The 7,703-nt window shown below is 68.6% G+C and carries 7 protein-coding genes; 6 read left to right on the top strand and 1 reads right to left on the bottom strand.

The window, feature by feature from the left end:
* Window positions 1-636: 636 nt before the first annotated feature.
* The 5 genes from ACFV0Q_RS34985 to ACFV0Q_RS34965 all read left to right on the top strand — a co-directional run bounded on the left by ACFV0Q_RS34985 (window position 637) and on the right by ACFV0Q_RS34965 (window position 4,785).
* Complete coding sequence (locus ACFV0Q_RS34985) at window positions 637-1,671, top strand: polyprenyl synthetase family protein (RefSeq protein WP_385011069.1); 1,035 nt, start codon at window positions 637-639, stop codon at window positions 1,669-1,671.
* Window positions 1,668-2,579 carry an SDR family NAD(P)-dependent oxidoreductase gene (locus ACFV0Q_RS34980; RefSeq protein WP_385011067.1) on the top strand — a complete coding sequence of 304 codons (912 nt, stop codon included), beginning with the start codon at window positions 1,668-1,670 and terminating at the stop codon, window positions 2,577-2,579. Before ACFV0Q_RS34985 ends, ACFV0Q_RS34980 begins: the two co-directional genes overlap by 4 nt.
* Window positions 2,576-3,211 carry an acetoacetate decarboxylase family protein gene (locus ACFV0Q_RS34975; RefSeq protein WP_385011065.1) on the top strand — a complete coding sequence of 212 codons (636 nt, stop codon included), beginning with the start codon at window positions 2,576-2,578 and terminating at the stop codon, window positions 3,209-3,211. Before ACFV0Q_RS34980 ends, ACFV0Q_RS34975 begins: the two co-directional genes overlap by 4 nt.
* 14 nt (window positions 3,212-3,225) lie before the next feature.
* Complete coding sequence (locus ACFV0Q_RS34970) at window positions 3,226-3,954, top strand: HAD family hydrolase (protein WP_385011064.1); 729 nt, start codon at window positions 3,226-3,228, stop codon at window positions 3,952-3,954.
* A 276-nt stretch (window positions 3,955-4,230) separates the two neighbouring features.
* Window positions 4,231-4,785, top strand: a complete 555-nt coding sequence (locus ACFV0Q_RS34965) for an EF-hand domain-containing protein (RefSeq protein ID WP_385011062.1) — start codon at window positions 4,231-4,233, stop codon at window positions 4,783-4,785.
* Window positions 4,786-5,249: 464 nt separating this feature from the next.
* Here the strand turns inward: ACFV0Q_RS34965 and ACFV0Q_RS34960 are convergent, their stop codons facing one another.
* Entirely contained in the window at window positions 5,250-5,384 is a 135-nt protein-coding gene (locus ACFV0Q_RS34960; RefSeq protein WP_385011060.1) for a hypothetical protein, read from the bottom strand.
* Window positions 5,385-5,445: 61 nt separating this feature from the next.
* Here ACFV0Q_RS34960 and ACFV0Q_RS34955 point away from each other — a divergent pair, with 61 nt between their 5' ends.
* Entirely contained in the window at window positions 5,446-6,456 is a 1,011-nt protein-coding gene (locus tag ACFV0Q_RS34955) for a quinone oxidoreductase family protein (protein ID WP_385011058.1), read from the top strand.
* The last annotated feature ends 1,247 nt before the right edge of the window (window positions 6,457-7,703 follow it).

Raw genomic sequence — 7,703 nt, 5'->3', positions numbered from 1 at the left:
GATCGATGTAGATGTCGCAATCCACACCGAACCCGGAGGCCCTCACCCATTTCAAGAACCCAGCACGCGTGTCACCAACGTCCCAGGACAACACACCTAGGCCCTCGGCCCAGGCGACGTCGAAGTGGGACCAGACCATGCCGAGTTTCCCCAGCTGGGCGACGCGCGCCTAGTCCATGTCGCCGCGGCTGTAGAAGCGGCGGGCGTCGGCGGTCCACTGCCGGAGCGGGAAGTTCGCCAGCGAGTCCGGCCACCCGGACGCGGAAAGTGAACGGCACCTTGAGGTCGTCGTTGGCGCGGGTGTAGATGACGGCGGCCTCCCGCGCCGCCGGCGGCGGCATGATGTTGATCAACTGGACAGGCTCAGGGGTTCTCTGACCAGGGCTTCAAGCAGCTACCCAGCGGGCTGCGCCGCGGTCCTGGCGGGCGGGGGTTTCGATCGAACATTCTTCGGTGGTGTCCGGGGTGGTTCGCAGGGCGTTCTACACGGAGCGGTGCTGAGCCGGGGGCGGCTCCCCTGGTGCGGTTCCTCGTGGCAGCGGTACGGCCATGGCGGGGGATGTGAGGGCGCTTGGGTGAGTGGGGCAAACGCTGCGTTCTCGTTGCGCGGGCATGGCACTGGAGTCTGGGAGAGGCATGAGGCAGGCAGAGGTCGTAGTTCCGCGCGATGTGCGGCAGGTGAGCCGGGAGGTGGTGGCGTTCCTGGATCCACATTTGCGTGCTGCGGTGGGGCGGTTGGAGCAGCCGCTGCGTGGGATGGCGGAGTACTACTTCCGCTGGGTGGACGCAGACGGGTTGCCCTGTCCGGTGGTTGCGTGTACGCGGCGCCGGTACGGGAGCTTGTTTCTGCTCTCATCTGGTGGCGGGGAACACGCGTGGAACCGGGCCCGCAATGCGGCGGTGGCGGGATCGCTGTTGCTGGCGAGTGTGACGGTCCACGACGACATCATCGACGAGGAGCTGGTGCGCAACGGCCGCCCCACGGTGCATGCCGTTTTCGGTGTTCCGGCGGCGCTCTACGTCGGTAACGCGCTGGTGGGTCTGGCGTCCGAGCTGCTGGCGCAGGAGCCTGCGCATCTGGCGGGGGAGCTGGTCCGGCGGCTATCGGAGGTGGTTCGGGAGATCGCGAACTGCCAGATCCTGGATGTGACCTTCGAGGGCTCGAACGTGGCGTCGCTCCAGGAGGCTCTGGCGGTGTCCGCGGCGAAGATCGCACCCGGTGCGGCGTTCGCCTGCGCCGCAGGGGCCCTGTGTGCGGGCGCGTCCGAGGCCCAGGTGCAGGCGGCGGCCGAGGTCGGCTCCGAGTTCGGCAAGGCGTGGGCTTTGTGGGATGAGCTGGAGGAGTACGCGGCCGGTGACGGGCCCACGGCGGTGGACCGGCTGGCGGACCTCCGTCAACGAAGAATCGTCCCCTCGGTGGCGTACGCGCTTCAAAGCGAGGGGCCGGCCCGCGAGAAGCTGCTCGCCTACTTCCACGACACCGCTGCCCCAGACAGCGCAGGGATCCTTCAGACGCGGGACCTGATCGAAGAGTGTGGCGCGCTGCTGTGGCTACGGGAGCGGATCGACGCCCATCTCAACCAGGCCATGTACCGGCTGCCCGACGCTATCGACGATCCGGTGGCTCGCGACGAGTTCGCGTCCTGCCTGCGCGGTTGGGCTGTCTCGTGAGGGCCGGCCGAGGCCGGGAGAGCCTGTGGCATCCGCGGGGGCGGGTGTGCCTGGTCACCGGGGGCGCCCAGGGAATCGGCTGGGCGGTCACCCGCCTGCTGGCCAGGGCGGGCGCGCACGTCTACGTCGCCGACATCTGCGACCAGAATCTCCACGACGCCCGGCAGCGACTTGCCGGCTGTCCGGGCGGCTACCGCGTCCAGCTCGCGCAGGTCGATGTCACCGATCAGGAACAGGTGCGGGACTGGACGACCCAGGCTCTGCAGGATCATGGGCGGATCGACGTGCTGGTCAACAACGCCGCGTTCGTCCGCTGGCACGACTTCCACGAGTCCAACACGCCGGACGCGCTGCTGATGATGCGCACCGGATACGACGCGATGGTCCACACCGTGGCCGCCGTACTCCCACATATGCGGCAACAGCGCAGCGGCCACATCGTCAACATGGGGTCCTCACTCTGCCGCGTACGCGGCAGAGGGCCGGCCGCGGCCTATGTGGCGACGAAAGCCGCTGTGGAAGCGTTCACCGACGTCACACGTCTGGAACTGGCCGACCACGCGATCCGGGTCACCCTGGTACGCCCGGGCCTGATCGCGGGAACCGACTTCTTCCGCCGCCACGTCCCCTCCCACCGCCTCCCGCGCTTCGCCGACCACCTGCCCCCGTGCACCCCCGAGCAGGTGGCCGCGGCCATCGGACGCGCTCTGGCCAGGGGCAGGGACACCGTCGACATCCCCGGCTGGCTGCCCCTGTCGTACGGCGCCTACCAGCTCAGCCCGCGCACCTTCCGCTGGCTGGCAGCCCTCGGCGGGCCTGCCCGCCGCGACTTCGGCCACCCGCACACCCCCCGCCCTGGGCAATCTCTCCGGCACCAGCCGGCTCCCACGACCAGGAGCACCACATGAACCGGGCGAAGAACCCTCGGCCGCCGGGCCTTCCCGGCTACCCGTCGGCTCCATGGAGCATGTCCGGCACGATGTGGATGGGACTCTTCTCCACGCCCTGCCTTCCGCCGGTACCTCGGGGCCTTTCCACACTCCTGCCCCGGCACGCTCTGATCGCCGCGATCCGCTACCTCGACGGGGACCTGCGCTACAACGAATTCGTCATCGCGAGCCTGGTGCGCTCCGGCTACCGCATCGGCACCTTCATCCACCACATCTGGGTCGACAGTGCCGCATCCCAGCAAGGCGGCCGCGACATCTGGGGCCTGGACAAACAACCGGCCCGCTTCGACTGGACCGACCAGCAGGTCCGCATCACCAGGGACCAGGACGTGCAGGTCACCATGGTCGCCCACCACAGCCGCCGCACCACCGTGCCCCTGCTCATGCCGCTGCCCGTGTTCACCCCCCGCAGCGGACAGCTCACCTACGCCCTAGCCCCGGTGCGCCTGCACGCCGGCCCCACACGCCTTGCCCTCCCCGACTGGCCCGAGCAGCTCCCTACCCTGACCCGGCACACCAGCAGGGCCGCCTTGCAGTCGCCCCGCTTCCGAGTGGCCGTCCCCGCGCCCCACTCCATCAGCGCCCAATGAGCCGGATCCCACCGATGCGACCCGCCGATCCCGGCCTCCGCCTGCACCCAACCACCATCCCAACCGCCGACTCGACCCGGCTGCCTCCGGTCCGTGCGGTCGTCTGCGACCTCGACCACACCCTCACCCCGCAAAGCTCCGTCGTCGAACTCAGCCGCGCCCTCGGCGCACCCATCGGCGAGGTCACCGCCCTCTACCGGGACTACCAGGCCGAACAGCTCACCCACGGGCAGATCCGCACCCAGCTGCTCGAACTGTGGACCCGGGCCGGCCTCGCCACCCGCACCACCATCGAAAGCGTCTTCCACCAGCTGCCGATCAAGGACGACGCCCTGCGCCTCGCCGCGGCCCTCATGGCCCGCGGCCTGCCCTTGTGCCTGATCACCAGCTCCGCCCAGCTCTACGCCAACATCATGACCGGCCGCCTCCAGGCCACCTGCGGATACGGAAACGGCCAGCTCCACTTCAACACAGAGGGCTTCCTGGAAGACCTCGACTTCACCCGGGACACCGCCGACCTCAAACTCCGCCAGCTCCGACAGTTCACCGCTGCCCACGGCCTGAAACCGGGCGAGACTGTGGCGATCGGGAACGGGAGCAATGACCTTCTGATGTTCGACGCCACCGGCCGGGGAGTCCTCGTCACAACGACCACCTCCACCCGCCATACCCACCGCGCCTGGGCAACCGTCCGCCACCTCGACGAAGTCATCCCCCTGATCGACGCCGGCCCACAACGGTGACCGGCTCGGTCCCATGGCGGAGGAGGCATGCCAGGCACGTTGAGCTGAGGCCGATGAAGCGCAGCGAGGTACTCACCCAGGCCGTCAGTGGAGACAACGTCGCACCTCGCCCCACCGACGAAAGTGGACGCTCCCGCGCTGGTGGAAACCTCAGCCATCCGTGCCTATGTGCTGCGGCGCGCGACCGTGCCCGCAGCCGATCCCGATCGTTCCTCCTCACATGATCACGACCCAGTGATCCGTAACCGCCCCAGCGGCAGAAGAGGAGAAGACACGATGGTCAGCGCTACAGGGGTCCTGGAACAGAAGCTGCGCCGGATCTTCGCGATGCTCGACCTCGACGGAGACGGCCGTCTGGTCGAGGATGACGTCCTCGCTCTCGCCGACCGGCTCGCCGCGGCGTTCGACGTCCAGGAGACCACGAAGATCACGCAGCTGCGCAGCGCACTGGGTGAGTTCTGGCGCAAGGATCTGTCGAGCATGGCCGTCGACGGCAGCGGCCCGGTGGACGCTTCGGAGTTCGTCGCGGGCATGCCTAAGGCTCTGGGTAACGACCGTCAGGGCGTCCTGGAGCGGCTGACTGCGGTGGTGGCCGGATGGATGGACATCGCCGACACCGACGGGAACGGCCTCATCGACGAGGACGAGTACGTCACCATGTTCTCCAAGACGCTGGGAGCTTCACCCGCAGACCTGAAGGTGGCCTTCGCGAAGCTGGACCGGGACGGCAACGGCACCCTGGACCGCGAGGAGATCCGCCGTGCCACCGAGGAGTACGGCACCAGCGAGGACCCGCAGGCACCGGGCAACTGGCTGTTCGGCTCCCTGTAACGAGACCGACGGCGCGTGGCGATGAGGGGCGAGGACGGCTTAACGTCCTCGTCTGCCATGGCCCCTCTGTCACGCCGGGGTTGGGAACCCGCCCTGCCAGGAGTGCCGCGCCCGGCTCCTGGAGTCACAGCAGAAGCCGGCCCACCCCGCAGCCTGACGTTGCGGGGCCTTCTGGCCGCATCCAGCGCGCTGGACGGCGCCCGGCCGGTGACGCTGGGGGCCAGGCACGGAGGGGCGGTGAAGGAGGCCAACCCCGAGTGGTCCTGACCCCTCCCTTCGAGCCGATGCTCGCCCAGGCTGCCGAGTCCGTCCCCGGTCCCGGCGTCCTGGCGGGCGGCCTGGCCCTGGAGCAGAAGTTATGGACAGGGTTGTCATCTGTCCGTTGTCCGCGCCTGATCTATGGTCCTTCCCGCGGAGGAGTTTGACGTGCTGCTCCCGCTCAGGCGCGAGTGGATGCGGGGCCGTCATGGTGGGAGCTCGCTGGGAGGACGCCCTCGGGACTGGTGGGCTCGGACGACTCCGACCGACACCTTGACGGCGGCGGCCCCGTTCGTCAGGCAGCCGGCCAGCGCGTGGCGCTGGCGGGCGTTGATCTGCATGCCGGGAATCGGATCGCCATCCACGGGGTTGGTGGGGGATGTGAGCCGGAATTGGAGAGTCATGCGAGCTATTCAGGTGTACGAAGTGGGCGGTCCCGAGGTGTTGCAGGAGGCCGAGGTGGACCAGCCGCGGCCGGGTCCGGGCGAGGCGGTCGTGGAGGTCGCCGCATCCGGGGTCAACTTCCTCGACGTCTACCACCGCGAAGGCCGGTACAGCCTCCCGCTGCCCTTCACCCCGGGCGCTGAGGGCGCCGGCACGGTCGTCGAAGTTGGACCCGGCGTCGCTGACGTCGCAGTCGGGGACCGGGTCGGTTGGGTGGAGATTCCCGGCACCTACGCCGAGCGGGCCGTCGTGGACTCCTCCCGGCTGGTGCCGCTGCCCGACGATATCGGCTTCGAGACAGCCGCCGCCGTGCTCCTCCAAGGCATGACCGCGCACTATCTCGTCAAGGACGCCTACCCGGTTCAGGGGGGCGACACGGTGCTCGTGCATGCGGCTGCTGGTGGCATGGGGCTGCTTTTGACCCAGCTCATCACCCATCTCGGCGGCAGGGTGATCGGCACGACGTCGACCACGGCGAAGGCCGAGCTGGCGAAGCGTGCCGGGGCCGCTGAGGTGGTCCTTTCCTCCGCGGTCGACGATCTCGCAGCCGAGGTGAGGCGGCTCAACGGCGGTCAGGGACTGCCGGTTGTCTTCGACGGCGTCGGCGCGCACACCTTCAATGCGAGCCTCGCCAGCCTGCGAACCCGCGGCCATCTCGTGCTCTTCGGCGCGGCAAGTGGTGCCGTGCCGCCGTTTGATCCGATTCGGCTCGCCCACGGCGGTTCGCTGACCCTGATCCGGCCCAGCCTCGGGGACTTCATCGCCGATCGGTCCGAACTGCTCCGACGAGCCGCCGATGTGTTCGAGTGGGTGCGCTCCAAGGCGCTTGAGGTCACCGTAACGGGCCGCTACGCATTGTCCGAGGCCGCCCGGGCCCACAGCGATCTGGAGGCTCGGCGTACCACCGGCAAGCTGCTCGTCGTTCCCGATGCGGCCGCTATTGGACGCCGCGAGGAGACGCAGAGCTGATCGCGGGTGACGAGGTCGGGGATCTTGGAGACTGAGATGTAGAGGGCATGGCCGACCGTCATCGCCAAGATCCCCGACAGCGTCAGGCACTCAGCAGGCCGAGATCAAGTTCTGGCGGGTTTCTGGCGTATCTGGGTCACACTCCTTCAAGATCCCTCAGCCGAGACCTGGCTCACCCGTCCACAACCTCCCGGGACAACACACCTAGCGCCCCTCCTCGGTCTCCACGTCATCACGGCAACACAATGGCGCCGCGGTGCCGGATCCGACTGGACCGCCTACCTCGAAGCCCGCATGACACCCGGCTCCCAAGCCGGCACTTCCCATCAGCCTGAGTAAGGGAGGGCTGAGCATGCCCCCTGGAGGGGCTGGCACACTTGCCCGATGAGGATCAAGAACGGGCACGACGGATTCGTTGACCCGCAGGAGTTGCTGCTAGGAACGGACTGGAACGCGGTCGAGCACTGCTGCCCGAACGTCGCGCCGGCGACGCCACTTATCCTTCTGCAGCTCCTGGACGAAGACCCACGCGTCCAGGGTGCCGCCCTCCGGGACTTGGACCAAGCCGTTACGCATCAGAACACCTTCTACAGCGCAACCGCTCCCGCTGCGTCATTCGTCGCGGCGATCCTGGAGGATCCCCGAACGCTGGCGGAGGTTTCCGACCGCACCCCTTACGAAGACGCCCACTACGGCGCGCAGCCCCAATTTCTGCTGCGTGTGGGTCTTCTGAACTGGCTTCGTAGCACGGCCGAGGACGCCAACCACACCGCGGAATGGCCGCCTGGCGAACAGGCCGACATCGACGCCTTCCGTGCGATTCGCCCCACTCTCTTCGACGCGACACGCCAACTCCTAGCCGACAACTCGCAGGAGGTTCGCGAGGCTGCCCTGACCGCGATCCTCCCACTGCTTACCGCACCGGATCTGGCCCACCACATCCCAGCCCTTCGTGACGAAGTTCGTGCTCTAGCCGTCGGCGACGGTCCGCACCGAGGGCGTGCCATCGATGCGCTTGCCTCCTGGGGAGAGGACACTTCGCCCTTTCCCCGGACCACACGACACGCTGGCGACGTGTGGGCCGAGGGTTGCTCTGAGGAGCCACCCTGGGCGGTACCGGCCGGACCGGCTCGCTGGTGGCCGACCAGCTCGCCCAGCGAGGAATCACGCCCCGTACGGCGGCGCGTGGCGGGGCCGACGTCCGGTTCGACTGGGACGACCCGGCCACCCACGCGGACGCCCCGCCC

It is taken from the genome of Streptomyces sp. NPDC059564 (genome assembly GCF_042735575.1).
Taxonomy (GTDB): Bacteria; Actinomycetota; Actinomycetes; order Streptomycetales; family Streptomycetaceae; genus Streptomyces.
Note: the sequence above shows the minus strand (reverse complement) of the source record. Positions and strands in the feature narration are given on the sequence as shown.

Excerpts from the sequence above, each read along its gene's own strand:
- ACFV0Q_RS34985 (WP_385011069.1), top strand. The coding sequence starts at position 637 with ATGAGGCAGGCAGAGGTCGTAGTTCCGCGCGATGTGCGGCAGGTGAGC.
- ACFV0Q_RS34975 (WP_385011065.1), top strand. The coding sequence starts at position 2,576 with ATGAACCGGGCGAAGAACCCTCGGCCGCCGGGCCTTCCCGGCTACCCG.
- ACFV0Q_RS34970 (WP_385011064.1), top strand. The coding sequence starts at position 3,226 with ATGCGACCCGCCGATCCCGGCCTCCGCCTGCACCCAACCACCATCCCA.
- ACFV0Q_RS34965 (WP_385011062.1), top strand. The coding sequence starts at position 4,231 with ATGGTCAGCGCTACAGGGGTCCTGGAACAGAAGCTGCGCCGGATCTTC.
- ACFV0Q_RS34960 (WP_385011060.1), bottom strand. The coding sequence starts at position 5,384 with ATGCAGATCAACGCCCGCCAGCGCCACGCGCTGGCCGGCTGCCTGACG.
- ACFV0Q_RS34955 (WP_385011058.1), top strand. The coding sequence starts at position 5,446 with ATGCGAGCTATTCAGGTGTACGAAGTGGGCGGTCCCGAGGTGTTGCAG.